Below are 20,883 nucleotides of genomic sequence, written 5' to 3'. Positions count from 1 at the left end.
GAAAGCCGCGTGCGCGGCCGGCTCCGGCAAGGCGGATCGAGTCAGCGAAAAGATCAGGAAAGCCGTCCGCGAACGGGACGAAGAATGGTCGGCGCAATGCATCCATGTCCGCCACGGCGAGCGCCGTATCCACCCCCATGGCAGGCGCCACCCGCGCCGCATTGCGCGACGTCGGCGCGGCCCGTCACCCCTCGGGATGACGGACCGCCATGCGCCCGGACGCGCGGCGCGTCACGCGCCGCCACGCCGATCGAGCCGGATCAGGCCGGCAGGGCCGCCATGCGCGGCGCGGCGCCGTGCGCATCACCGCGCAGCTTGAACAGGGCCACGGTGCCGGCCAGCGCGCCGGCCTGGTCGCTCAGCATTGCCGAAGCCGCCGCCGACTGCTCCACCAGCGCCGCGTTCTGTTGCGTGGCCTGGTCCATCTCCGACACGCTGCGGTCGATCTGGCTGATGCCCACACTCTGCTCGGCCATGGCGCCGTGGATCTCGCTGACAAGACGCTGAACGCGCGACACGCCTTCAACGATCTCCTGCATGGTCGAGCCGGCCGCCTGGACCCGTTCGGTGCCGCTGCGCACGTTCTGCACCGACGCCTGGATGAGCGCGCGGATCTCCTGCGCCGAGGCCGCGCTGCGTTGCGCCAACGTGCGCACCTCGCCGGCCACCACGGCGAAGCCGCGGCCCTGCTCGCCCGCGCGCGCCGCCTCGACCGCCGCGTTCAGCGCCAGGATGTTGGTCTGGAAAGCGATGCCGTCGATGACACTGATGATCTCGGTGATGCGCTCGGACGACTGCGCGATCGCGCCCATGGTGCTGACCGCGTCGGTCACCACCTGGCCGCCGCGCTCGGCCGCCTGGCTGGCTTCGGTTGCCAGGCGCGTGGCGTGCTCGGCGGCCTCTTCGGTCTGGCGCACGCTGGAGGTCAGCTCGGTCAGCGCCGACGAGGTCTCCTGCAACGAGCCGGCGGACACTTCGGTGCGTTGCGACAGGTCGCGGTTGCCCATCTCGATCTCGCGCGTGGCCGAGGTCATCGAGTGCACGCCGTTGCGCACGTCCAGCATGACATGGCTGATCTTGTCGACGAAGGCGTTGAACGAGGAAGAGATCTGCGCCACTTCGTCGTGCCCGACAACCGCCAGCCGATGCGTCATGTCGCCGTCGCCCGAGCCGATGGTGTCCATGGCGTCGCGCACCGCCGACAGGCGCTTGAAGGCGCGCGAAGTCACCACGCTGGCGAGCAGCGCCGCGACCAGCGTCAGCACCACCATCGAGATCAGCGTGGCATTGAAGACCTGCGACAGGCCGGCGGTGGCCTCGGCCTCGTCCAGCGCGATCACCAGGAACCAGTCGGTGCCGGCGATGGGACGCGCCTTGAGCAGCTTGGGCACGCCGCCCAGGCGCAGCGCCAGCGGCGTCGCGCCCTCTTGCGCCATGCTCGCCAGCACGGCCGGCGTCAGGCCGGCGGCCACGTCGGTGGACGGCTTGAGCGCCAGCTTGTCATCGACGTGCGAAATCACCTGGCCGTCGGTGGCCAGCACGAACGCGGTGCTGGAGGGCGTGGGCCGGATTGCCTTGATGACGTCCTTGATGCCGTCCAGCGCCACCGCGCCGCTGATGGCGCCGGTGGTCTCGCCGGCGCGCACGATCGGCGCGGTGAAGGCCACGTAGGGCTTGCCGGTGCCGGAATCGCCATACGGCTTGGTCACGGTCAGCTTGCCGGCGGCCACCGCGCTCTTGTACCAGGGGCGCGCGGTGGGGTCGTAGTCGGGCGGCGTCTGCGCGGTCGAGAAGTAACTCTTGTCGGACCAGCCGATGCTGGTGATGGGAAAGCCGTTGGTGGCGCCCATGAGCTTGGTCAGGCCGCGCGGATCGCCCTTTTCCACCACCGCGGCAGTGGCCGATACCGCCAGGGCCTTGTCGGCCGACCAGCGTTCGATGGCGCTGGCGTTGCCGGCGGCGATGGCGTCCAGGTCCGCGGAGATGGTCGCCATCATGTTGTCGCGCACAATGTGATAGATCGCAATGCCCGAGAGCACCAGCGCGCCGATAACGGTGAAACAGGTGATCAACAGGATCCTGTTGCGCAACGAGGTGATTTTCATGCTTGTCTTCTTACTGCAACTGCCCATGCCGGGGGGCACGGGTATCCAGGTACGCGACGACGCAAGCGTCCGCGCCATCCTGGCTTACGGCAGTGCAACATAGGACTTTAGGGAAACAGCGCGGGCATAATGTCGACAAGGCCGCTCCCTGGGCCGAGGACCCGGGGCCGGCGTCGATGCGTCAGTGTTTTTCTGGGAGCTTTCTTTGGACCCGATACTCGCCGAACTGTCGGCGTCTCTGCAGGCGGCCAAGTCGGTCGAACAGTTAACGCGCCCCCTTCTGGATATGCTCGGAGCCGTCACCGGCCTGGAATCCACCTATCTCACCTCGATCGATCCGGACCAGGACCAGCAGCACGTGCGCTACGCGCGCAACGTCGGCGCGCTGCAGATTCCGGAAGGTCTGTCGGTGCCCTGGTCGGACACGCTGTGCAAGCGCGCGCTGGAAGAAGGCCGCATGTCCACCAGCGACGTCGGCGCCTGCTGGCCCGACTCCGACGCGGCGCGCCAGCTTGGCATCCAGACCTACGTCAGCACCCCGATCCGCACCGACGACGGCCTGCTGCTGGGCACCCTGTGCGGCGCCAGCGCCCGCCGCCAGGACATCGCGCCGCAGGCCGAGGAAATCATGCGCCTGTTCTCCAGCGTGATCGCCAACTTCCTGGAACGCGAACAACTGGTGGCCGAGCTGCGCACCGCCAACACCAAGCTGATGGCCTACGCGCTGACCGATCCCCTGACCGGCCTGCCCAACCGGCGCGCGCTGTACGAGGAACTGGAGCGCCTGCGCGGCCGCGCGCTGCGCGAAGGCGGCAGCGTGCTGGTGGGCGTGGTGGACCTGGACGGCTTCAAGGGCATCAACGACACCTACGGCCACCAGTCGGGCGACGCCTTCCTGCAGGAGGTCTCGCGGCGCCTGGCGATGGCGCTGCGCGCCTCCGACATGGTCGGGCGATTGGGCGGCGACGAATTCGTGCTGGTCGGCCCGGGCCCCGCGCTGGCGCGCGGCGACGCGGCGCCGGGCCACGAGGCCGAGCGCGGCGACGCCGAGGAAGCCGCCCGCTCGCTGGAAGATCGGGCCGCCGCCGCCACCGTCGGCCGCTACCCGCTCGGCGACATCACCCTGACCTACGAAGGCGCCAGCGTCGGCGTGGTGGCGCTCGATCCGCGCGGCCTGGCGGCCGAGGAAGCCGTGCGCCTGGCCGATGCCCGCATGTACGAGATCAAGCGCGCCCGCAAGGCGGCCCGCACCCTACACTGAGACGCGGGCCGCGGCGATCCGGGACGCCGTGCTCCCCGGGGCTTGCACAACACATAAGCAACTGCTAATGTGTTGCCATGATCGAAAACGACATCTTCAAGGCCCTGGCCGACCCGACCCGCCGCGCGCTGTTCGACAAGCTCGCGGCGGGCGCCATGAACGCCAGCGCGCTGCGCGAGGGCCTGGACATCAGCCAGCCCGCGGTCTCGCAGCACCTCGCGGTGCTGCGCCAGGCGCGGCTGGTGCGCGAGGAACGCCAGGGACGTTTCGTCAACTACCAGGTCGACCCGGACGGGCTGGCGCTGATCGCCGGCTGGCTGTCGAAGTACCGCGCCTGGTGGCCGGCGCGGGTCGACGCCCTGAAAACGCTGCTCAAGGACATGGACCAATGACCCACACGGCCTCCGCCCCGCAGGACACGGCAATCGTGCTCGACTATGAGCTGGATGCGCCGCCCGAGAAGGTCTGGCGCGCCCTCAGCATTCCCGCCTTGCGCGAGCAGTGGCTGCCGGCCAGCGCGCTGGCCGATCCTGAGCCGCTGGCCGCGACACCCGGCGTCGAAGTCCGCTACCGCATGCGCGACACGCTGCCGCCCTGCCTGGAAAGTGTGGTCACGTTCCAGCTCAGCCCCACCGCCGACGGCGGCACCCGCCTGACCATCGTCCACGCCCCCGACGACGCGCGGCTGGCGCGGCCCGCGCCGCGGGCGGCCAACGATGCGTGGCCGGCCCTCAAGCTCGCCGCCTGACGCCGCTTTTTCCCTTTGATGCAAGACAGGAGTTCGCGCATGAGCGAAACGATGCAGCTCGTCCCGATGGTGGTGGAACAGTCCGGCCGCGGGGAACGTTCGTTCGATATCTATTCGCGCCTGCTGCGCGAACGCATCATCTTCCTGAGCGGCGAAGTCAATGACGCCGTGTCGGCCCTGGTGTGCGCGCAGTTGCTGTTCCTGGAAGCCGAAAACCCCGGCAAGCCGATCCACCTGTACATCAACTCGCCCGGCGGGGTCATCACCAGCGGGCTGGCCATGTACGACACCATGCAGTTCATCAAGTCGCCGGTTCACACCCTTTGCATGGGCACCGCGCGCTCGATGGGGTCGTTCCTGCTGATGGCCGGCGAGCCCGGTCATCGCGCCGCGCTGGCCAACGCCAGTCTGCACGTGCACCAGCCGCTGGGCGGCTTCCAGGGCCAGGCCTCGGACATGCTGATCCACGCCGAGGAAATGCAGCGCACCAAGCAGCGCATCATCCGCCTGTATGCCGAGCATTGCGGGCGCGACTACGACGACGTCGAGCGCAGCCTGGACCGCGACCGCTACATGAGCGCCGAGGAAGCCGTGCAATGGGGCTTGATCGACCACGTCATGGATCCGCGCTCGGCCGGGTTCTGACGCGGCCAAGCGCGTTGCGTCCCGTCATGCCATCGACGCACGCAAGCCGCGCGACGGCTACGCCTCGGCCAGCGCGCGCTGATGACGCGCGCGCAACACGCCATTGGCCACGGCGCCCGCCGCCAGCAGCACCGCGGTGCCCAGGAAGACGGCGGGCATGCCGAAATGCCCGCCGATGAAACCGCCCAGCAACGGGCCCGCCACCTGGCCCGCGTACTGGGCCGAAATCGACATGCCCAGCACATTGCCGCCAACGCCGTCGGGCACGTTGTGACGGATCACGCTGGTGACGCACGGCAGCAGCCCGCCCAGCGCCAGACCCATCAGGAAACGCAGCGCCACCAGTTGCCAACCGGCTGTGACGAAAGCCTGCGGAATCAGCAGCAGCGCGGCCACGGCAAGCGCGCCGACGATCACCGTCCAGTGGCCCACGCGATCGGCCAGCCGGCCCAGTCGCGAGGCCGACAGGATCGCCCCCAGCGCCGCCGCCGACATGACCACCCCAGACACCAGCGTGACGCGGGCCGGATCCTCCACCAACTGGCCCACGTATACCGTGATGATGGGTTCGATCGACATGGTGGCGAACATCAGCAGCATGCCGGTCGCCAGCATCGCGGCCACCGGCCGCTTGTCGGGGATCTGCGCCCAGCCGCCGCGGCGCTGGCCGCCCTGCCCGGCCGCCTTGGGCGGGCGCGGCATTTCCTTGATGAGGAAGACGGTGGCCAGAAACGCCAGGAAGATGACGCCGCCCGCCAGCAGGAACGTGGCGCGGATGCCGATCAGCGGCGGCAGCGCGCCGCCAATCAACGGCCCCACGAGGTTGCCCGCCATGATGCCGGCCGACAGTACGCCCAGCGCCCAACCCGAGCGCGCCTTGGGCGCCTGCATTGCCACCAGGATGGTCGAACCCGACGCGTAGCCGCCGGCCAGGCCCACCAGCAGCCGCAGCAGCACCAGTTGCCACGCGTTCTGCACCATGCCGGTCAGCGACATGCAGACCGCCATGCCGAACGAGGCGCGCACCAGCATCAGCTTGCGTCCGTAGCGGTCGCCCAGCCGGCCCCACAATGGCGCGACCAATGCCGCGGCGAAGAAGGTGGCGCCGTAGGCCACGCCCGACCACTGCACGATGGCGGCATGGCCCTGCACACCCAGCTCTTCCACGTACAGCGGCAGGAACGGCAGCAGCAGCGTCATCGCCACGATGGTGCTGAACGAGCCGGCGAAACAGACGGCCAGGTTGCGGCGCCAGTGGATGTTCTCGGCCGGCGCGGCGGCGCCGACGCGATCCGGGGTCGTGGGGGAAGTCATGGGGGCAAGCCTTGCGCTGTCGGGCGGGAAGTCGTGGAACCGGGATTGTTGCCAGCCTCGCCCCCCGCAGCAAGGCCAGCCGCGATACCGGTATTGCCGCTACCCCCCAAGGCGCGCGGCTACTGCGCGGCGCCGCGCAGCCAGGCCTTGGGGGTGGCCCCGCGGTGCGCCTTGAAGGCCTTGATGAAATGGCTGAGGCTGGAAAAGCCGATGCTGTAGGCGGTTTCGGTGACCGAGCAGCCGCGCCGCAACAGGCCGGCGGCCGCCTCCATCCGCGCTTGCAGCAGGCAGCCATGCACCGATTGTCCGTAGAGCGACATGAAGCCGGCCTGCAGCCGCTTTTCGCTCAGGCCCACGGCCTGCGCCAGTTGCCGCACGCCGCGGCAATCGGCGTATTCGTGCTGGATGCGGCGATGGGCCTCGGCCAGCCGCTTGCGGTCGGCCGGTGGCGGCAAGTCGGCAACGGCGCGACCGGCCAGGTGCGCCAGGGTCAGGGCCAGGGCCTCCTGGGCCTTGCCTTGCAGATATAGGGCCGCGATCTCGCCACGGTCCTGGTTCCAGGCCAGGATCTCGCCGGCCACGCGCGCCAGTCCCGGCCACAGCGGCAGCGTCGCCAACTGCGCGTCACGCGCCGGCACGCTGCCGTCGGCCGCGAACGCGGCGGGCGGCACCTGCCGCAAGGTGCGCCGCCACAGGGCGCGCACGGTGTCGCTGAAAAAACGGATGTCGACGGCGCGGATATTGTGGCGGCCCTTGAATTCGTCCCATCCGGGCACCGGCTCGGCCGTGCCGTGCAGGATGACGCTGCCCGGCTGGATGCGCAGGGCCGCGCCGCCCTCGAAGCCCACCCCGAACTGGCCTTCCAGCACGATCGCCACGCCGACGCTGGATTCGGCCGCGCCGCTGGCGGCCCAGTCGGACTCGGGCCGACCGTCGAGGCAGCCGATCGAGATGCCGCCCGGCAGCTCGTGCTGGGTGCGGATCCTGAGCCAATCCGGCGGCAGCAGGCGCAGCAGGTCCTGCGCGGTAAGGGGCGCGCGGCGGTCCGGGGCAGGACGGGGCTGAGAGGCCATTTTGTTCCAATTCCGCAATTTCCGGCGCGGATTCGCTAGCGCGGCCGCCGCCTGGCCTGGATGATAACAATTTTCATCCGCATCAAGCCTCCCATGCCGCCTTTGCCAGACACCGCCCGCCGCCCGAACGAGGCCGCCGCCCTGTTCGTCTTCAACACCTTGTGCCTGACCGCAATCATGGCCTTCATGCCCGTGATCGGCCCGGTGGTGCGCGGCCTGCGGCTGGCCGAATGGCATGGCGGCCTGGTGGTCACCATGGCCGGCGTGCTGTGGATGCTGATGGCGCGCTATTGGGGCGGCCGCAGCGACCGCATCGGCCGCCGCCGCGTGCTGCTGCGCGCCGCCACCGGCTATATCGTCAGCTACCTGCTGCTGGCCATCGGCCTGGACCTGATGCTGCGCGAGCCGCCGCCGGTGTGGCTGGCGCTGCTGGCCCTGATGGCGCTGCGCGCGCTGATCGGCGCCTTCTACGCCGCCATGCCCACCGTCAGCGCGGCTCGCATCGCCGACATCACCGCGCCGGACCAACGCGGCGCCATGATGGCCAGGCTGGGCGCGGCCAACGGCCTGGGCATGGTGCTGGGGCCGGCCATCGGCGGCCTGCTGGTCAAGGACAGCCTGACCCTGCCGCTCTACATCGCCGCCGCGCTGCCGCTGCTGGGCACGCTGTGGCTGGCCGCGAAGCTGCCGTCCGATGCCGCGCACGAACCGCGCGCCACGCCGCCGCTGAAACTGAGCGACAGGCGCTTGCGCCTGCCGCTGGCCGCGATGTTGCTGGCCATGAGCGCGGTCATCACCGCGCAGATGATCGTCGGCTTCTACGCCATGGACGCGCTGCGCCAGGCGCCCGGCCCGGCCGCGCGGACGGCGGGCTGGGCCATGACCACCGTCGGCGTCATGCTGATCCTGGTGCAGGTGGGGCTGGCCAAGGCGCGCCGGATGCACGCGGCGCGCTGCCTGGCGGGCGGCGCGCTGCTGTCGGGCATCGGCTTCCTGCTGGTGCCGGTGCTGGGCGGCACCGCGGGGCTGGTGGCGTGCTACGCCGTCATGGCGGCCGGCATGGGCCTGGTGTTCCCCTCGATCCAGACCTTGGCGGCCAATGCCGTGACCGCCGACGAGCAAGGCATCGCCGCCGGCTCGGTGATCGCGGTGCAGGGCATGGCGATGGTGGTGGCGCCGCTGGTATGCACGCTGCTGTATGGCGTGCGCCCCTGGATGCCTTATGTGGTGGCCGCCAGCCTGTTGCTGCTGGTGGCGCTGGCCGCGACGCTCAAGCCGCGCGTGACCGCGCCCTGACGCCACGGCCCCCGCGGCGCGGGGGCCGGATCAGTGGTTCGCGTCATTCGGTGATGCGGATGTTGGCCTGGTCGATGATGACCTGGTAGCGCTTCATCTCGGCGTCGATGAACTTGGCGAAGGCCGCCGAATTCTTCACCGACGGTTCGAACCCCAGGCCATTGAGCTGCTCGACGATCCTGGGATTGGCCATCACCTTGGCCGAAGCCGCCTCCAGCTTGCGCAGCACCGGCTCGGGCAGCTTGGCCGGGCCCCACACGCCATACCAGGAATAGAACTCGAAGTTCTTCTGGCCCTGCTCCTTCATGGTCGCCAGATCGGGCAGCAGCGGACTGCGCGCGGCGCCGGTCACGGCCAGCGCCTTGAGCTTGCCGGCGCGCACCATCGGCAGCGACGACAGCATCGGATCGATCAGGCCCTGCACCTGGCCGCCGACCAGATCGGACAGCGCCGGACCGCCGCCGCGATAGAGCACGATGGGGATCTGGTCCAGGCCGTTGTCATGCAGGAACGAGGCCGCGGCCAGGTGCCCGGCCGAGCCGAAGCCGGAAGTGGCGAAGGAGTACTTCTGCGGTTCGGCCTTGAGCAGCTTGACCAGGTCGCCCACGTTCTCGGCCGGCACCTTGGGATAGACGCTGAAGATCAGCGCGCCCTGCGCCAGTTCGCTGATCGGCGTGAAATCCTTGACCGAGTCGAACTTGATGGTCTTTTTGTACAGCAGCGGATTGATGGCGTGGATGGACGCGTTCAGGTACAGCGTGTAGCCGTCCGGCGCGGCCCGCGCGACGTAGGCCGCGCCGATCATGCCCGAGGCGCCGGCGCGGTTTTCCACCACGATCGACTGGCCCAGCTCCTTGCCCAGTTGCTCGGCATACAGGCGGGCCACGCCGTCGACCGAGCCGCCCGGCGGATGCGGCACCACCAGCGTGATCGGGCGTTGCGGATAGCCGGCGGCATCGGCGGCCAGCGCGCTGGCGCCGCAGGTGAAGCCCACGACCGTCAAGGCGGTGGCGAGCAGCCGGGTGAACGGCGCGGGACGGGACGGCGAACGGAACATGATGGGTCTCTCTTGGCGATGGCGCGTCCATTCCGGACGCGCAGGGGCCGACCACGCCACCGGCCGCGACGCTCGCGGCCGCCATGTCGTGGATCGTCAAAATGCATCCGGCGGCTATTGCCGCCGGAACAGGGGAATCAGGCCGCCTTGAGCTGGGCGGAGCTGAAGCCGTACTTGGCGTCCAGCCCCAGCTCGCGCACGATGCGCAGGCCCTTGGCCAGCGCGTCGCCCTCCAGGCCGCGCAGCGGCCGGCGCAGGTCGCCGACCGGCAGGCCCACCGCCTTCATCAGCGACTTGATGGCGACCGGGTTGATGGCCGAATACGAGTAGTGCAGCATCGGCAGCAGGCCCAGGTAGCCTTCGCGGAAGCTGACCGACACGTCCGGCGTGTCCCACGGACGCGAGATGTCGGCCATCTCCGCGGGCGCGATGTTGCCGGTCATGTTGGCGGTGCCGTGGCCGCCCAGGCTCATGGTGGGCACGACCAGGCCCAGGTTGGGCGAGTCGCAGCACATCACCGACACGTCGGGACGGCCGCGCAGCACCTGCGCCACCTGGCCGACGCGGGTGGTCGATTCCTTGTGCACCACGTAGTTGGGGTGCTTGAAGATGCGCAGCAGTTGGTCCCAATGCAGGTCGCTCTTGACCCGCGGCGGGTTGTTGTAGATGCCCAGGGGCAGGTCGGTGGCGTCGGCCACTTCGAGGAAATAGGCCTCGGTGTCGGCCTCGGATGCGCAGATGTAGGCGGGCGCGGCCAGGATCGCGCCGTCGGCGCCGTTGGCGTGCGCGAACTTCAGGTAGTCGATGGTGGAGTCGGTGTTGTTGCCGGTGCAGCCGTAGAACAGCTTCATCTTGCCGGTCTTCATCTTGGCCGTCTCGACGATCACCTGGCGCCGCTCTTCGGGCGACAGCATCGAGACCTCTCCCGTGGAGCCCATGATCAGCACAGCGGCGGTGCCGTTGTCTTCCTGGAACTTCAACAGAGTGCGGAAGGCGCTGAAATCGACGCTGCCGTCGCGATTGAACGGCGTGACGATGGCGACGAAGGACCCCTGGATTTTCATTTTGCTCATGACCTGCTCCACATGCGGAAGGACTGCCCAATCAAAAAAGGCCAGGTTGGCGCGCGGTCGTTGGCGCCTGCACCTGACCATTCCCCTTGTTGCTTTCGCAGTATAGGAAGAGCGGCCCCGAAAATTTTTCTATTTTCCACACTTTTGCAGGGCCTGAAAGACAAAGAATTTCTAAGGCAATGCCGTTAAGTTATGAAGATTTCCATAACAATACGCTTTTCACGGCGCCCCCCGCATGTCCGAAGCGATCTTTCGTTATCCGTCCCTGTCCCACTGGGGCGCGTACACCGCGCTGGTGCGCGAAGGCCGTGTCGTGGGCTGTGAGCCGTTCGCGCATGACCAGGCCCCGTCCCCGCTTATCCACACGATGCCCGATATGGTGCATTCGCCGCTGCGCATCGCCCGCCCCGCCGTGCGCGCCAGTTGGCTCAGGCATCGCGGCGCGCCCGAGCTGCGTGGCGTCGACGGCTATGTGGAGGTCGATTGGGACACCGCGCTGGCGCTGGTGCACGACGAATTGCAACGGGTGCGCGCGCAGCATGGCCCGACCGCCATCTTCGGCGGCTCGTATGGCTGGTCCTCCGCCGGACGGCTGCACCACGCCCGCACGCTGACACACCGCTTCCTGTACGCCGGCGGCGGCTGCGTCGACCAGTCGGGCAACTACAGTTGGGGCGCGGCGCAATTCCTGCTGCCGCACATCATCGGCACCTACGCGCCCGTGACCGGCCGCATCACCGACTGGAACAGCGTGGTCGGGCACACCCGGCTGCTGATCGCGTTCGGCGGCATCCCGCTGCGCAACACCCAGATCGCCTCGGGCGGCGCGGGCGACCACAGCGCCCCCGGCTGGCTGGCGCGGGCGCGCCAGGCCGGCATACGCACCGTGGTGGTCAGCCCCACGCGCGGCGACGCGCCGGCGGCGCTGGCGGCCGAATGGATCCCCATCCGTCCCAACACCGATGCCGCGATGATGCTGGGCATGGCCCACACCCTGCTGGCCGAGGGCCGCCACGACCGCGACTTCCTGGCCCGCTGCTGCAATGGCTTCGAGCAGTACGCCGACTACCTGCTGGGCCGCGCCGACGGCCAGCCCAAGGACGCTGCCTGGGCCGCGCGCATCTGCGGCGTGCCGGCCGATACCATCCGCGCGCTGGCGCGGGACGCGGCCGGCACCCGCACGCTGCTGTCGTGCTCGTGGTCGCTGCAGCGCGGCCATCGCGGCGAACAGCCTTACTGGGGCAGCGTGGCGCTGGCCGCCCTGCTGGGCCAGATCGGCCTGCCTGGCGGCGGTTTCGCCTTCGGCCATGGCTCGATGAACGGCGCCGGCAATCCGCGCCCCGACCTGCCCGCGCCGGAGATGCGCGCGGGCCGCAATCCTGCCGGCGTGTCGATCCCGGTGGCGCGCCTGACCGACATGCTGCTGCGGCCGGGCGAGCCGTACGAGTTCAACGGCAGGACCGGCATCTATCCGGACATCCGCCTGGTCTACTGGGCCGGCGGCAACCCGTTCCACCACCACCAGGACCTGAACCGCCTGGCGCGGGCCTGGACGCGGCCCGAGACCATCATCGTGCACGAACCCTGGTGGACGCCGACGGCGCGGCGCGCCGACATCGTGCTGCCCGCCACCACCACGCTGGAACGCAACGACATCGGCGGCTCGTCGCGCGACCGCTACCTGCTGGCGATGCGGCAGGCGCTGGCGCCGGTGGGCCACAGCCGCAACGACTTCGACATCTACCGCGAACTGGCCGCGCGCGGCGGTTTCGAGCGGGCCTTCACCGAAGGCCGCGACGAGATGGCCTGGATCCGCCACATCTACGAACAGATGCGGCCGGCCTGGGAAGCCGCGCAACTGACGCTGCCGGCCTTCGATGAATTCTGGGAGCGCGGCCACGTGGCGCTGCCGCCGCCCACGCGCGACTTCGTGCTGTTCGAGCAGTTCCGCGAGGATCCCGCCGCGCATCCGCTCAAGACCCGCTCCGGCCGTCTCGAACTGCACAGCACGGCCATCGCCGAGTTCGGCTACGACGACTGTCCGCCGCATCCGGCCTGGCTGCCGCCGGTGGAATGGCTGGGCGCCGAGCGCGCCGCGCGCTGGCCACTGCACCTGGTTACCTGCCAGCCCGCCGACCGGCTGCACTCGCAACTGGACCCGGCGCCGGCCACCCGCGCCCACAAGGTCGCCGGCCGCGAGGCGGTGCTGCTGCATCCCGACGATGCCGCCGAACGCGGCATCGCTCAGGGCGATGTGGTGCGCCTTTTCAATGATCGCGGCGCCTGCCTCGGCGGCGCGCAACTCAGCGCCGACCTGCTGCGCGGCGTGGTGGTGATGCCCACCGGCGCCTGGTTCGATCCACAGGACGATGCGCTGGAGCGTCATGGCAATCCCAACGTGCTGACGGTGGACGTGGGCACGTCGCGGCTGGCGCAGGGCCCGAGCGCGCTATCGGCGCTGGTGCAGGTGGAACGCTGGCACGGCGAGGCGCCGGCGGTGCGGGCCTTCGAGCCGCCGCCGCTGCGGGCCGAGACGCCGGGCGCGCCACGCTGACGGCGCGGTCGCCCCCGGCGCGGCGACCGCGCCTGGCGCCCGATTGCCGGCCTGTGCGAGGCTACTTATCGTGTGAACAGGCCCTAGGCCGCTCGCAGGAACGCCAGCACCGCGTCGTCCTGTCCCCGGATGAAATGCCGCTCACGCGGCAGCAGCGTCACCTGCGCGCGCGGCGCCAGGCGGCGCAGGCGTTCGCAGGTATCTTGCGAATCGAGCATCACGTCGCGCCCGCCCACCGCCACGTACAGCGGCTGCGCCAACTGACGCAGCGCCTCATCGTCAAAGACGGGAATGGCGCCGAAGCGCGAGCGGAAACCGCGATTGATAGCGTGCATCAACCCAAACTGAGCCCGATCAGCGGGCGCCGGATCGGCCGGCAGCGGCCCGATGATGCGGCGGCGCACCAGCGCGCGGCCCGCGGGTCCCAGCAGCAGCAATGGCAGGACCCACGGCAGGATGTGCTTCTGCCGGCCGATGCCGGACGGGCACAACAGCGCCAGCCGCTCGACCCGCGCCGGCCGCCGCACGGCGAAGTCCAGCGCCAGCCACGCGCCCAGCGAAATGCCGAAGCACGCCGCGCGCGCCACGCCCAGTCCATCGAGCACGGCCTCCAGCCAGGCCGCGTGCGCATCGCTCGCCAGCGGCAGCCGCGCCGGCGCGCTCGGGCCTGCCTCGCCGATCAGGTCGATCGCGTAAATGCGGAAATGCGGCGCCCAGGCCGCGGCCTGCCGCTGCCAACTGGCGGCCGTGCTCTGCGCGCCATGCAGCAGCACCAGGGGCGGTGCGTCCTCGCGGCCGCACACCAGCACATGGGTGTCGCCGGCTGGCGTCGGCACCGTCACTCGCCGCACATCGGCCGGCCAATGGGCCAGCGCCGCGGCATAGGCCTGGCGCACGGCCTCGGCGTGGCGCTCGGACTTGAAGACCGGGCTCATGCCGGCGCGTCGCCGCGATGACGCAGATGGATCAGCGGATAGGCCCGTCCCTGGCCGTCGCGCTCGGAACGCCCGGTGCGCTCGAAGCCCAGCCGTTCATAGAAGCCGATCGCCTGCGCGTTCTGCTCGTTGACGTCGGTGCTCAGGCCGGGATGGCGCCGCAGCGCGTCCTCGACCAGCGCGCGCCCGACGCCCTTGCCGCGCGCGGCGGGATCGACGAACAGCGCTTCCATGTGGCCGCCGTCGAGCAGCATGAACGCCAGCGCGCGGTCGTTCGCATCCACGGCCAGATCGAGCGTGGCGGCGGGCAGGAAGCCCACCACCTCGGCCTCGATGTCATGGCGGTCCTGCGGCGACAGGAAGTCGTGGGTGGCATCGACGGCGCGGCGCCAGATGTCGACGACGCGTTCGCCGTCGGCGGGGGTGGAGGTTCTCAGGGTGATCATGGTGCTACGGAAAAAAAAGAAGAAAGGCTGGCGGCCGTCAGCCGGCGTCGGTGCGCCGCTCGATGGCGCGGATAACCGCCACCATGTCGGACGCGCCCAGGCCCTGGGCCTCGGTCTCGCCGTACAGCGCATGGCTGGCGTCCAGCAGCGGCGAAGCGATGCCGGCGCCGCGCGCGGCCTCGGCCACCAGGCGGCTGTTCTTGAGCACGTCGGTGATCGCCGCCTGCACGGAAAAGTCCTGCGTCACCAGCTTGCCAAGCTTGACGCGCGACACGTCGCTGGCCATCGGTCCGGCGTTCAGCACCTCGGCGAACAGGGCCAGGTCGATGCCGTGACGCTCGGCGAAATGCACCGACTCGGTCAGGCCCGTGACCATGGTGATCAGGAACAGGTTGACCGACAGCTTCATGACGAGCGCGGACGGCACCGCGCCACAGACGAAACTGTCGCGGCACAGCGGCCGCACCAGTTCGCGCACGGCCGCGACGTCGTCGTCATGGCCGGCCAGCATCACCACCAGTTGCCCGGCTTCGGCCGGCTTGCGCGAGCCCGACACCGGCGCCTCGACGTAGCGCCCGCCGGCCGCCTCGATGTCCGCGCCCAGTTGGCGCGAAAAGTCGGCCGATGTGGTGCCCATGTTGACGATCACGTGGTCGCGCACGCGCGCGGCGAAGTCGTCCGTGCCGCGCGCCAGCACCGTGTCGATGGCCGCGTCGTTGGCGAGCATCAGGATGACGGTGCGGCATTGCGCGTAGACCTGGCCGGCGCTGTCGGCCACGCGCGCGCCCGCGGCGCGCAGCGCGTCATAGCCGCCGGGGGAACGGCTCCAGACCACCAGCGGCGTGCCGGCGCGGGCCAGGTTGAGCGCCATCGGCGTGCCCATGACGCCCAGGCCGATGAATCCGATATCCATGCGTGTTTCCGCTTTGGTTGTGTTCATTGTCCCTATTATTCCACCGATTGTTGCCGCCGCTTGCGGAAAACGGCCCCGGCGCGCGTCGGCCGAGCGGATGTCAAGCCAGCACAGCGGGATTGATCACATGGATCGGCTTGCCGGCGGCGTAGGCGACGATCTGATCGAAAACGTCCGAAAACTGGGTCTCGTATTCGTCCTCGGTGACGTAGCCGATGTGCGGCGTGCAGATCGCGTTGGGCAACTGCAGCAGCGGATGTTGCGGATCGATCATCGGTTCCGATTCGAACACGTCCACCGCCGCCGCGCCCGGCCGGCCCGCGGCCAGCGCCTGCGCCAGCGCGCCCGGCTCGATCAGGCCGGCGCGGCTGGTGTTCACCAGCAATGCCGACGGCTTCATGCGCGCCAGGTCCTGCGCCGTGACGATGCCGCGCGTGTCCGGCACCAGCCGCATGTGCAGCGACAGCACGTCACAGGTCTCGAAGAACGCCTGCTTGTCCGGCGCCACGTCCCAGCCGTCGTCGCGGGCCCTTTGGCGCGAGGCCTCGCGCGCCCACACCAGCACCTTCATGCCAAAGGCGGCGCCGTAGCGCGCCACTTCGGCGCCGATGCGGCCATAGCCGTAGATGCCGAGCGTGCGGCCGCGCAGCGTGCGGCCCATGCCGGTCTGCCAGGTGCCCTGCTTGAGCAGTTGCACCGCCTGCGGAATGCGCCGCATGCCGGCCAGCACCAGGCCCCAGGTCAGCTCCGCCGCCGCGTACGACGGCGTGCCGGCGTGCTGGTTCGAGGACAGGATGACGCCGTGCGCGGTGCAGGCGTCGACGTCGATGTGCGGATAGACGCTGCGCTGGCTGATCAGCCGCAGCTTGGGCAGGCGCGCGATGAGCGGCGCGCGGATCTGGGTGCGTTCGCGGATCAGCACCAGCGCCTCGGTGTCGCGCAGGCGCTCGGCCAGCGCATCCACGTCCTGCACATGGTCGTTCCAGACCGTGACGGCATGGCCGTCGAGTTTGCGGAAACAGGGCAAGCCCCGCAGCGTGTCGAAATAGTCGTCCAGAATCGTGATGTTCATGGTCTGTCTCCTGCCAGGATGCGGGCATTGTGAGCGCCGCCTTGCCGACCGTAAAATGATATTAATTAGTCAATTGATGCGTTTTTCTCATGAAAATCGACGTGCTCGGCGTGCAGGCCTTCGTGGCGATCGCGGATCACAAGAGCTTTCGCCGCGCCGCCGGCGAGCTCAGCATCACCCAGACCGCGTTGAGCCGCCGGCTGCAGAACCTGGAATCGTTCCTGGGCGTGCGGCTGGTGGAACGCACCACCCGCTCGGTGGCACTGACGCCGCCGGGCGACAGCTTCCTGCCGCAGGCGCGGCGGCTGCTGGCCGACCTGGCCGCGGCGCTCACCGAGATCCGGGAAACCGGCAAGGCCCAGCGCGGCGACGTGACGCTGGCCTGTGTGCCGACCATCGGCGTGCACTACCTGCCGCACATCCTGCAGCGCTACAGCGCCGAGCATCCGCAGAACCGCGTCAAGGTGCTGGACCATTCTTCCGGCGCGGTGGCCCAGGCGGTGCTCACGCGCGAGGCCGAGTTCGGCATCAACATCGCCGAGACCCACGCCCCCACGCTGCGAAGCATCCCGCTGCTGCAGGACGACTTCGTGCTGATCTGCCGCGAGGACCATCCGCTGGCGCGCCGCCGCACGCTGCCCTGGGAAAAGCTGGAGGGCCACCGGCTGATCTTTCCCGGCGCCAGCAGCAACAACCGGCCGCTGCTCGATCACGCGCTGGCCGAGCTGGCGCCGCGGCTGACGGCCTTCTATGAAGTGCAGCGCAGCTCGACCGCCGTCGGGCTGGTGGCGGCAGGCGCCGGCATCGCCGTGGCGCCGCGGCTGGCCTGGCAGGCCGGTTCGTATCCGGGGCTGCGCGTGGTGTCGCTGCACACGCCGGTGGTGAGACGCACCTTTTCGCTCATCAGCCGCAAGGGCGCGCACCTGTCGCCGGCCGCCCAGGCCTTGCACGACCTGATCCTGCGGCACCGCGCGCAGGGGCCGCGCTGACGTGCCGCCCGACGCGGAACTTTCGCACCGCCTTATACAATTGGTGACGCTTTGCCGGAGGAATCGGGCCACAATGCGCCGGCGCTTTTCCCGACCGCTTTTCCCGACCCATTAGGAACCACGATGAACAAAGCCCTTGCGGCGCTGCTCTGCGCCGTCCTGCCCGCCGCCGCGTCCGCGGTGCAGCCAGATGTCGAGCCCCTGACGCTCAACCCGCAAAACCAGCTTTACTGCAACAAGCAGGCCGACTGGTGCGTGGGGATCAAGGTCGACGGCGGCTTCGAGGATAACGGCCCGTTCGCCACCAGCCGCACCCTGCGCGCCGACTACCGCTTCTGGGACCTGCCCGACATCCCGAACTTCACGCGCTTCACGGTCTGGCCGCACCTCATCCGCCTCAGCGAGGAACGCGCGCTGGTCGGCGTGATCGGCCCCAACGAGCCGGACTACAAGGAAGAGATCCAGTTCCCCGGCGGCAGCTTCTCGCGCCGCGACCTGTACCTGTTCGCGGTCGACCTGGGAGACAAGTCGTCGAGCCTGGTGAAGTTGCTGCCGTACAGCGCCAAGGCCGCGATCCGCGCCTGCGCCAACGAGGCCGACGAGAAACGCCGCGAAGGCAACTGCATGGACTATTACCGCTATGACGCCACGGTGAAGGCCCTGCCCAGCCAGCAGCCGTACCCGGACCTGCAGGTCACCACCCAGGCCACGCGCAGCCCGGCCGACGCCAGCCGCTACGCCGACGCGAGCAAGCGGCCCGCGCCGACGGCCGCGCAGTTGCAGCCCCTGGCCGACAAGCAGTGCAGCTACACGGTGACCTACAGGTGGAAGGAAGACGGCTCGGTCTACCAGCCGGCCACGCCGGTGCCGGACTGCGCCGAGTTCCTGGAACCGCAGCCCGGGAAGAAATAAGGCGCGGGCATTGGCCACCCTGGCCGCGCCCGCCCCGCCGCACCGGCGAGACGCGGCGGACCGTTGGGGTCGTCAGTCGGCGTAGCCCGGATTGCGCCGGTCCAGCCGGCGCAGCAGCCCCGGCCAGGCCAGCGAGGCCTTGTGGGCGCGGTCGGCCGGGGATTCCACCGCCGCGCGCGCCAGCACCTCGGGCGGAATGAACGTCAGTTCGCCGCCCGCCTGCGCCCGCACCTGCACCATGCAGGCCGCTTCCAGCCGGTGCATGGCCTGGAACGCTTCGGCCATGCTCTGCCCCACCGTCAGCAGGCCGTGATTGCGCAGGATCAGGTAGTTGTTGCTGCCCAGGTCGCGCACCAGCCGCGGCTGCTCTTCGGGATTGAGCGCCAGGCCCTCGTAGTCGTGATAGCCGAGCGAACGCAGCACGATGAACGCGAACTGCGACAGCGGCAGCAGGCCTTCCTTCTGCGCCGACACCGCCACGCCGTTGATCGAGTGCGTGTGCAGCACGCACATGGCGTCCTTGCGGGCCGCGTGGATACAGCTATGGATGGTGAAGCCCGCCGGATTGATGTCGTATTCCGAGTCCATCACCTTGCGCCCGTGCAGATCGATCTTGACCAGGCTGGACGCCGTGATCTCGTCGAACATCATGCCGTACGGGTTGATGAGGAAATGCTCGGTGCCCGGCACCTTGGCGGTGATGTGCGTGAAGATCAGGTCGTCCCAACCGAACAACGCCACCAGCCGGTAGAGCGCCGCCAGGTCCTTGCGCACCTGCCATTCCGTCTCGCCGACCCGTTCGCGCACGCTGGCGCCCGTCTGCCCTGCCGTATCCATGCTGTCTCCCTTTGTGGTGTTCTCCCGCCGCAAGGACGCGGCGGGGTCTGTTGCGCACTGTATTCGGTTTGGGCGCCGGCGGCGGCGCGGCGACGGCAAGCGTCCGCAGCGTGCAACGCTGCCTGGTCAGCGGGTGTCGGCCGCCGCCTGGCGCAGGATGGCGGCCAGGCAAAGCCCCAGCGCGTCGGCGCGCGCCGGCGTGGCCTGGCCGATGCCGAAGACCAGTCCAGGCTCTGGCGCAACCATGCAGAATTCCGAATAGGTGCGGGCGCCGTAGCCGGCCCGCGCCAGCGCCTGCACCACCAGGCGGTCGTCGATGGCGGGGTTGCGGAACCGAACCGCCAGCTTCAGGCCGCCGGCGCCGTCCGCCACCCGCAGCCAGCGCCCGCAATGCCGCGTCAGCGCGCCCACCAGGTTGTCCATGCGTTCGGCGTAGACGGCGCGCATGCGGCGGATGTGGCCGCGGAAATGGCCGTCGTCCAGGAAATCCGCCAGGCCGGCCTGGATGTGGATCGAGACCTCGCCCTGCCGCAGCGCCATGTCGGCCAGGCACGGCGCCACCAGCGCCGGCGGCAGGATGGCGTAGGCCACCCGCAACCCTGGCGCCAGGGTCTTGGAGAACGTGCCGAGGTAGGCCACGCGCTGGCCGCTGTCGATGCCCTGCAGCGCGGCGATCGGCCGCGTGGCGTAGCGGAACTCGCTGTCGTAGTCGTCCTCGATGATGAAGGCGTCGTGGCGTTGCGCCGCCTCCAGCAGCGCCAGGCGCCGCGGCAGGGTCATGGTGGCGCCGGTGGGACACTGATGCGACGGGGTCACGTAGATCAGGCGCGGCGGCCCGTCGGCGGCGCGGGCCGGATCGATGCCGGCGTCATCGCAAGGCACCGGCGCCAGCCGCGCCCCGGCCCGCTGCAGCAGGGCGCGCGCTTTCGGGTAGCCCGGGTCCTCGATCCACGCCACGGGCGCCTGCGGCGTCAGCGCGACACGGGCCAGCAGATCGATCGCGGCCGCCACCGAGGGCAGGATCACCACCTGGTCAACCTGCGCCACCACGCCGCGCGCCGCGCCGACGTGCGCCAGGATCGCGCTGCGCAGGGCCGGCAGGCCGGCCACCGGTCCGTAGCCCAGGTCATGCACGCGCAGCGACTTGATGCGGCCGGCGACGCAGCGCGACCAGGCCGCCGCCGGAAAACTCCTGAGGTCGGGAATGCCGGGCTGGAACGGCAGGCTGCGCGCGGCCGGCGCCGGCGGTGACGGCGGCGGGGCGTCGAGTGGCCCCGCCAGCGGCCGCGGCTGCCGCGCCGCGACCCGGGTGCCGGAGCCGCGCACGGTCTCGATATAGCCCTCCGCGCGCAGGCGGTCATAGGCCTGCACCACGGTCGATCGGGCGACCCGCAACGCCAGCGCCAGGGCGCGGGTCGACGGCAATTTTTCGCCAGCGCCGAGCCGGCCCGCCAGCACGCGTTCGCGAATGGCCCGGCACAACTGCCCTTCGAGATCGCCCAGGGGCCGGTCCAGCACCAGCCAGGTGACGGCGGCGGATGTCATGGCGGAAAGCGCGGAACGGGTCTGCCGGAATTTTAGTGGCATCGGCGCCCGCCGCGCCGCCCGCGCACCACACTGGTAGGGCGGACATCGGCAAAGCGGACGGTTGCG

General features: G+C 69.9%; 19 protein-coding genes. 8 read left to right on the top strand and 11 right to left on the bottom strand.

What is annotated here, in order from left to right; translation table 11 throughout:
* Nucleotides 1–260: 260 nt before the first annotated feature.
* Nucleotides 261–2,105 (bottom strand): methyl-accepting chemotaxis protein, encoded by a 1,845-nt coding sequence (locus tag SB816_RS06500; RefSeq protein WP_064527727.1) that lies wholly within the window; start codon nucleotides 2,103–2,105, stop codon nucleotides 261–263.
* Nucleotides 2,106–2,310: 205 nt separating this feature from the next.
* On the opposite strand from SB816_RS06500, the gene SB816_RS06495 reads away from it, so the two are divergent.
* The 4 genes from SB816_RS06495 (at nucleotide 2,311) to SB816_RS06480 (ending at nucleotide 4,759) form a co-directional block, all read left to right on the top strand.
* Nucleotides 2,311–3,366 (top strand): diguanylate cyclase, encoded by a 1,056-nt coding sequence (locus SB816_RS06495; protein WP_410546661.1) that lies wholly within the window; start codon nucleotides 2,311–2,313, stop codon nucleotides 3,364–3,366.
* Between the two features lie 77 nt (nucleotides 3,367–3,443).
* Nucleotides 3,444–3,758 (top strand): ArsR/SmtB family transcription factor, encoded by a 315-nt coding sequence (locus SB816_RS06490; RefSeq protein WP_054500829.1) that lies wholly within the window; start codon nucleotides 3,444–3,446, stop codon nucleotides 3,756–3,758.
* Nucleotides 3,755–4,114 carry an SRPBCC domain-containing protein gene (locus SB816_RS06485; RefSeq protein WP_054500828.1) on the top strand — a complete coding sequence of 120 codons (360 nt, stop codon included), beginning with the start codon at nucleotides 3,755–3,757 and terminating at the stop codon, nucleotides 4,112–4,114. The genes SB816_RS06490 and SB816_RS06485 overlap by 4 nt, the downstream gene beginning before the upstream one ends.
* Nucleotides 4,115–4,153: 39 nt before the next feature.
* Nucleotides 4,154–4,759, top strand: a complete 606-nt coding sequence (locus tag SB816_RS06480) for an ATP-dependent Clp protease proteolytic subunit (protein WP_054500827.1) — start codon at nucleotides 4,154–4,156, stop codon at nucleotides 4,757–4,759.
* 57 nt (nucleotides 4,760–4,816) lie between these two features.
* Here the strand turns inward: SB816_RS06480 and SB816_RS06475 are convergent, their stop codons facing one another.
* Entirely contained in the window at nucleotides 4,817–6,073 is a 1,257-nt protein-coding gene (locus tag SB816_RS06475; RefSeq protein WP_054500826.1) for an MFS transporter, read from the bottom strand.
* Between the two features lie 119 nt (nucleotides 6,074–6,192).
* Nucleotides 6,193–7,146, bottom strand: coding sequence for a helix-turn-helix transcriptional regulator (locus tag SB816_RS06470; RefSeq protein ID WP_054500825.1), 954 nt, complete (start codon nucleotides 7,144–7,146; stop codon nucleotides 6,193–6,195).
* Nucleotides 7,147–7,239: 93 nt separating this feature from the next.
* Between SB816_RS06470 and SB816_RS06465 the strand changes: the two genes are divergently transcribed.
* On the top strand, nucleotides 7,240–8,442 hold the full coding sequence (locus SB816_RS06465) for an MFS transporter (RefSeq protein ID WP_410546660.1): 1,203 nt from the start codon (nucleotides 7,240–7,242) through the stop codon (nucleotides 8,440–8,442).
* Between the two features lie 43 nt (nucleotides 8,443–8,485).
* Here SB816_RS06465 and SB816_RS06460 read toward each other — a convergent pair whose 3' ends face one another.
* Nucleotides 8,486–9,499 carry a Bug family tripartite tricarboxylate transporter substrate binding protein gene (locus tag SB816_RS06460; protein ID WP_410546659.1) on the bottom strand — a complete coding sequence of 338 codons (1,014 nt, stop codon included), beginning with the start codon at nucleotides 9,497–9,499 and terminating at the stop codon, nucleotides 8,486–8,488.
* Nucleotides 9,500–9,636: 137 nt separating this feature from the next.
* Complete coding sequence (locus SB816_RS06455; protein WP_054500822.1) at nucleotides 9,637–10,572, bottom strand: 4-hydroxy-tetrahydrodipicolinate synthase family protein; 936 nt, start codon at nucleotides 10,570–10,572, stop codon at nucleotides 9,637–9,639.
* Nucleotides 10,573–10,807: 235 nt separating this feature from the next.
* On the opposite strand from SB816_RS06455, the gene SB816_RS06450 reads away from it, so the two are divergent.
* Entirely contained in the window at nucleotides 10,808–13,126 is a 2,319-nt protein-coding gene (locus SB816_RS06450) for a molybdopterin-dependent oxidoreductase (RefSeq protein ID WP_410546658.1), read from the top strand.
* Nucleotides 13,127–13,209: 83 nt separating this feature from the next.
* Here SB816_RS06450 and SB816_RS06445 read toward each other — a convergent pair whose 3' ends face one another.
* The 4 genes from SB816_RS06445 to SB816_RS06430 form a co-directional block, all read right to left on the bottom strand.
* Complete coding sequence (locus tag SB816_RS06445) at nucleotides 13,210–14,061, bottom strand: alpha/beta fold hydrolase (RefSeq protein WP_064527717.1); 852 nt, start codon at nucleotides 14,059–14,061, stop codon at nucleotides 13,210–13,212.
* On the bottom strand, nucleotides 14,058–14,507 hold the full coding sequence (locus SB816_RS06440) for an acetyltransferase (RefSeq protein WP_054500819.1): 450 nt from the start codon (nucleotides 14,505–14,507) through the stop codon (nucleotides 14,058–14,060). The genes SB816_RS06445 and SB816_RS06440 overlap by 4 nt, the downstream gene beginning before the upstream one ends.
* Nucleotides 14,508–14,544: 37 nt before the next feature.
* Nucleotides 14,545–15,420 (bottom strand): NAD(P)-dependent oxidoreductase, encoded by an 876-nt coding sequence (locus SB816_RS06435; RefSeq protein ID WP_054500818.1) that lies wholly within the window; start codon nucleotides 15,418–15,420, stop codon nucleotides 14,545–14,547.
* 100 nt (nucleotides 15,421–15,520) lie between these two features.
* Nucleotides 15,521–16,492: a D-2-hydroxyacid dehydrogenase family protein gene (locus tag SB816_RS06430; protein ID WP_054500817.1), complete on the bottom strand. Its 972-nt coding sequence runs from the start codon at nucleotides 16,490–16,492 to the stop codon at nucleotides 15,521–15,523.
* 89 nt (nucleotides 16,493–16,581) lie between these two features.
* Between SB816_RS06430 and SB816_RS06425 the strand changes: the two genes are divergently transcribed.
* Complete coding sequence (locus SB816_RS06425; RefSeq protein WP_006386038.1) at nucleotides 16,582–17,481, top strand: LysR family transcriptional regulator; 900 nt, start codon at nucleotides 16,582–16,584, stop codon at nucleotides 17,479–17,481.
* A 123-nt stretch (nucleotides 17,482–17,604) separates the two neighbouring features.
* Nucleotides 17,605–18,393, top strand: a complete 789-nt coding sequence (locus tag SB816_RS06420) for a hypothetical protein (RefSeq protein WP_144655437.1) — start codon at nucleotides 17,605–17,607, stop codon at nucleotides 18,391–18,393.
* Between the two features lie 72 nt (nucleotides 18,394–18,465).
* Here SB816_RS06420 and SB816_RS06415 read toward each other — a convergent pair whose 3' ends face one another.
* Nucleotides 18,466–19,230 (bottom strand): class II aldolase/adducin family protein, encoded by a 765-nt coding sequence (locus SB816_RS06415; protein ID WP_144655438.1) that lies wholly within the window; start codon nucleotides 19,228–19,230, stop codon nucleotides 18,466–18,468.
* A 126-nt stretch (nucleotides 19,231–19,356) separates the two neighbouring features.
* Complete coding sequence (locus SB816_RS06410; RefSeq protein WP_410546657.1) at nucleotides 19,357–20,775, bottom strand: PLP-dependent aminotransferase family protein; 1,419 nt, start codon at nucleotides 20,773–20,775, stop codon at nucleotides 19,357–19,359.
* Nucleotides 20,776–20,883 lie beyond the last annotated feature (108 nt).

This window comes from Achromobacter sp. SIMBA_011 (genome assembly GCF_046535435.1).
Taxonomy (GTDB): domain Bacteria; phylum Pseudomonadota; class Gammaproteobacteria; order Burkholderiales; family Burkholderiaceae_B; genus Achromobacter; species Achromobacter dolens.
Note: the sequence above shows the minus strand (reverse complement) of the source record. Positions and strands in the feature narration are given on the sequence as shown.

What these genes read in the sequence shown, in the direction of transcription:
- SB816_RS06410 (WP_410546657.1), bottom strand. Translation starts at nt 20,775, where the DNA reads ATGACATCCGCCGCCGTCACCTGGCTGGTGCTGGACCGGCCCCTGGGC.
- SB816_RS06460 (WP_410546659.1), bottom strand. Translation starts at nt 9,499, where the DNA reads ATGTTCCGTTCGCCGTCCCGTCCCGCGCCGTTCACCCGGCTGCTCGCC.
- SB816_RS06450 (WP_410546658.1), top strand. Translation starts at nt 10,808, where the DNA reads ATGTCCGAAGCGATCTTTCGTTATCCGTCCCTGTCCCACTGGGGCGCG.
- SB816_RS06425 (WP_006386038.1), top strand. Translation starts at nt 16,582, where the DNA reads ATGAAAATCGACGTGCTCGGCGTGCAGGCCTTCGTGGCGATCGCGGAT.
- SB816_RS06475 (WP_054500826.1), bottom strand. Translation starts at nt 6,073, where the DNA reads ATGACTTCCCCCACGACCCCGGATCGCGTCGGCGCCGCCGCGCCGGCC.
- SB816_RS06470 (WP_054500825.1), bottom strand. Translation starts at nt 7,146, where the DNA reads ATGGCCTCTCAGCCCCGTCCTGCCCCGGACCGCCGCGCGCCCCTTACC.
- SB816_RS06490 (WP_054500829.1), top strand. Translation starts at nt 3,444, where the DNA reads ATGATCGAAAACGACATCTTCAAGGCCCTGGCCGACCCGACCCGCCGC.
- SB816_RS06415 (WP_144655438.1), bottom strand. Translation starts at nt 19,230, where the DNA reads ATGGATACGGCAGGGCAGACGGGCGCCAGCGTGCGCGAACGGGTCGGC.
- SB816_RS06500 (WP_064527727.1), bottom strand. Translation starts at nt 2,105, where the DNA reads ATGAAAATCACCTCGTTGCGCAACAGGATCCTGTTGATCACCTGTTTC.
- SB816_RS06445 (WP_064527717.1), bottom strand. Translation starts at nt 14,061, where the DNA reads ATGAGCCCGGTCTTCAAGTCCGAGCGCCACGCCGAGGCCGTGCGCCAG.
- SB816_RS06435 (WP_054500818.1), bottom strand. Translation starts at nt 15,420, where the DNA reads ATGGATATCGGATTCATCGGCCTGGGCGTCATGGGCACGCCGATGGCG.
- SB816_RS06465 (WP_410546660.1), top strand. Translation starts at nt 7,240, where the DNA reads ATGCCGCCTTTGCCAGACACCGCCCGCCGCCCGAACGAGGCCGCCGCC.
- SB816_RS06420 (WP_144655437.1), top strand. Translation starts at nt 17,605, where the DNA reads ATGAACAAAGCCCTTGCGGCGCTGCTCTGCGCCGTCCTGCCCGCCGCC.
- SB816_RS06455 (WP_054500822.1), bottom strand. Translation starts at nt 10,572, where the DNA reads ATGAGCAAAATGAAAATCCAGGGGTCCTTCGTCGCCATCGTCACGCCG.
- SB816_RS06485 (WP_054500828.1), top strand. Translation starts at nt 3,755, where the DNA reads ATGACCCACACGGCCTCCGCCCCGCAGGACACGGCAATCGTGCTCGAC.
- SB816_RS06480 (WP_054500827.1), top strand. Translation starts at nt 4,154, where the DNA reads ATGAGCGAAACGATGCAGCTCGTCCCGATGGTGGTGGAACAGTCCGGC.
- SB816_RS06430 (WP_054500817.1), bottom strand. Translation starts at nt 16,492, where the DNA reads ATGAACATCACGATTCTGGACGACTATTTCGACACGCTGCGGGGCTTG.
- SB816_RS06440 (WP_054500819.1), bottom strand. Translation starts at nt 14,507, where the DNA reads ATGATCACCCTGAGAACCTCCACCCCCGCCGACGGCGAACGCGTCGTC.